General features: G+C 46.8%; 3 protein-coding genes. All 3 read right to left on the reverse strand.

Going from position 1 to position 3249, the window contains the following annotated elements; genetic code table 11:
* Positions 1–59: 59 nt before the first annotated feature.
* Entirely contained in the window at positions 60–596 is a 537-nt protein-coding gene (locus Q0256_RS07045; protein ID WP_297961599.1) for a hypothetical protein, read from the reverse strand.
* Positions 593–1132 carry a hypothetical protein gene (locus Q0256_RS07050; RefSeq protein ID WP_297961602.1) on the reverse strand — a complete coding sequence of 180 codons (540 nt, stop codon included), beginning with the start codon at positions 1130–1132 and terminating at the stop codon, positions 593–595. Before Q0256_RS07050 ends, Q0256_RS07045 begins: the two co-directional genes overlap by 4 nt.
* A gap of 505 nt (positions 1133–1637) precedes the next feature.
* On the reverse strand, positions 1638–3249 hold a 1612-nt coding region (locus Q0256_RS07055; protein ID WP_297961605.1), incomplete at its 5' end, for a hypothetical protein.

A 3249-nucleotide genomic window follows, 5' to 3' on the forward strand; every position in this document is an offset into this window, starting at 1 on the left:
AATTGCGGGATAAAATTCTTTCATTATCACTCTTTGCCCCTCTTTGGATTCGCCATCTTTTACTCCTTGGTTGAATTTGCGTCGTATTTATCACTTATTTCCCAAAAGGCTTTTTTCGCACACTTTACGGGATCGTGTTCCTCCTCATCTCGTAAGCAGTTTTCTAAAGCCACCTTCAGCGCGCAAGATTTTAGTTTAAATATTTTTTCTTTTTCTAGATGCTCTGAATATTTTTCGCAAGCTATAGCGTAATTATGTGCCGCTCTTTTGACATTGCCTCTTATCGCAATATCATGAATTCCGAGGTTAAAACAAGAGGCTGCAATACCCGCCTTGCAAGATTTTTCATAAGGAGTGATAGAAGCTTCACGCATACCAAGCTTAGGACCTAATATATAACCAAGATCCGAGCATCCGATCATATCTCCGCTATCACATTTTTTAGATAAAATTTCTATTAGCTTAGTGCATGAGCTGTATTTTCCGTTTCCTTTATCGCATTCGTTATAAAGATTTTGTTCCTCTGCCGTAGATTTGGCAGATAATGGATACGACAATATCATAATCAATAAGAATAAAACGCTAATACTTCTCATTTCAGCTCCTCTACAGTTCTTTTTAAAAGAGCTTTGCCCTTTATTATCGGATTGCATTCTTTATCTTTTAAACAGCTCTTTAATTCCTCATTCATTCTACAAAAAAGTTCACTATTCTTCAGTTTGCTATCACAGACTTTTTCAAAACTCCTAATTGCTCTTTGTATATTGCCGTTAAATTCTATATCTTCCCAACCTAGCCCCATGCAATATTCGATAAGGTTAGCATCGCACAGCTTAATCAGATATTTCGTAGCTTCCTCTATTCGGCGTAATGATCGCAAAAGATCACTCTGTATAGCACATGAGCGCATATCACCGCTCTCGCACTCTTTAGATAAAATTTCAACGAGTTTATTGCATGAGCTATATTTACCTTCGCCGTAATCACAGGATTTCAAAAGCGTCCTTTGCTCTTCATTTTTAAAATTCTCTAATTCTATTAAGCTTACCAAAGGCGGTTGTGCCGCAGCAGGGATCGATACAAATGCCATTATAAACGCAAATAACGAAATTTTAAGATAGAATTTTTTCATTAACACTCCTTATTTTAAGCAGTGATTATATTTAAAAATTTTTAGTTACTTCTTAAAATTTAAGAGGCACGGCAGTGCGATAAGTGCGCCGTAATCCCGTCCGCCGCCTGTGCGCATGGATGAAATTTTAAAATTTTGCCGTACGCTGCGCACATAAATTACGCAATCTGCTGCCAAATTTTACTCGCAACCAATTTAAATCGCGCATGTGCGGCAAAGCAAGCAAAGCGGAATAGAATTTTATAAAATTCCTCGCTCTCGGCGCTGTTTATTGCGCATCTACTACGCTATTCGTTTTGTGCCGCCTATTTTTTGCCGCTAGTTTCGCTACTGTTTCGCATCTGCCGAACTGCCTACCGAGCCGCCCATTTTGATGCACGCCGCCCGCCGCCTACGCTTAGATTAAATTTTAAAATTTTGCCGTACGCTGCGCACATAAATTACGCAATCTGCCGCCAAATTTTACTCGCAACGGGTCTAAGTCGCACGGGCGTAATCCGCCGCCCTACTTCCCGTCTAAATTTAAAATTTCACTCGAAATTTCATCTATCGTCGCGTTGAAATCCTCCGCCAGTGCGCGCTTTAGCTCCTCTTTCGCCGCCATCATATCGCGCACGATCGCAGCTTCAAACTCCTCTCGATTGAGCGCCTCGTCGCCCTTGGCAAACGCAAAATCCAGCCCAAACCACGTAGCCACGGCAAACGCAGGCACGCATACCACCGCGCCCGGGCCGCACACGAGCCCCGCGCTACCGCTAGTCGCGCTGGCGCCCGCCTTAGTAAGGGTCTTTGCGCCCGTTTTAGCCGCAGTTTTAGCGAGGCTCTTGCTTATCAGCTTTGCGCCCAGCACGCCGCCCAGCGCCCCCAGCCCCGTTCCGCTCGCGCGATACGCCTTGCTTTTTAGGCTGAAGCTCTGCGTGACGTTGAGATCGATTTTCGCGCCGTATTTTTTGAGCGTAAAATTTAGCGAGCTCTCATAATTTTTGACGTTTGCCGCAGCGATTTTAGCGATGTTTTCGCCAAAATCTTTCGGGAAGCTTTCGCTTACGAAGAGCGCAAATTTCTCATTCAGATACGCCCCCGCGTCATCGTCCCACACGCCGTGCCACAGCACCAGATAATCGCTCAGAAACGAGTAATTAAAATCCGCCATTTTCTGCGCGCTAAGCCTCGCACCCTCGTCGTAAACGGCGTCGATGTAGCTATTCAGCGCGGACGCAGCGTTTGCTTCTGCGGCAAAGCGCGTGGCGTTTAGCTCGCCTCTTAGCGCATCCGCCTCGCGCGCGCTTAAGATCAGCTGCTCGCCGCTTTGCAGCACGATCTGCACGCCCGTCTCGACGGCGCTTTTAGGATGTGCGCCCTCCGCTTCGCCCCTTGCCGTGCGCGTCTGCGCGGCGCAGATCAAACACAGCGTGACGTAGGCAAGCGCGAAGATAGTGCCGCTAAAGCGCCCTATTTTGGGCGCGGACGTGACTCGCGGCATAAAAAGCACGAAGGCGCAAAGATGCAAGATCGCGCAGTAAAAGACGAAATCGCCCGCACAGATCAGAAATAAAATAGCGATTTTTAGCGCACTAGGGCTCTGCGATAGCGCCAGCTCAAACAGCGCGTTTTTGTAAAATTTCAAAGCGTAAATTTCATTTAGCAGAGCGGATTTGAAGTGCGCTTGCGGCGCGGTAGATTTTAAAATTTCAAAAATTTCGGCTACCGATGCAGGGCTGGTCGCGGATTTTTCAGCGGAACTGTCGGCAGCCATACTCGGCGCGGCGGGATTTTGGGCTAAATTTTGCGCTGCAGTGGGGCTAGTCGTAGAATTTTTAGCGTTGATTTGCGATGTGGCGACGGGATCTGCCTTTGGATTTTCAGCCGAGGCATGCACCGTTCTGACGGAGCCCGCTTTAAAATTTACAGTAGGATTTTTGACAGCGTCCGGCACGTACTTGACGGCATTATCCGTCTCGGAATTTCCGATAACCATGGCGGCGTTGTTCGTCGCGGAATACTTAGCAGAATTATCTGTTGCAAAATTTCCGACGGGTGCGGAAACCCTATTCCTCGCGTAGTCTTCGGCGGATGAAGCGGTGCTGACGGGCGGAATAAAATTTATCGCGGAATTT

Source organism: uncultured Campylobacter sp., assembly GCF_937949835.1.
In the GTDB taxonomy this organism is placed as follows: Bacteria; Campylobacterota; Campylobacteria; order Campylobacterales; family Campylobacteraceae; genus Campylobacter_B.

Bases quoted from the DNA above. Each gene is read 5' to 3' on its own strand.
- Q0256_RS07045 (WP_297961599.1), bottom strand. From the start codon at position 596: ATGAGAAGTATTAGCGTTTTATTCTTATTGATTATGATATTGTCGTAT.
- Q0256_RS07050 (WP_297961602.1), bottom strand. From the start codon at position 1,132: ATGAAAAAATTCTATCTTAAAATTTCGTTATTTGCGTTTATAATGGCA.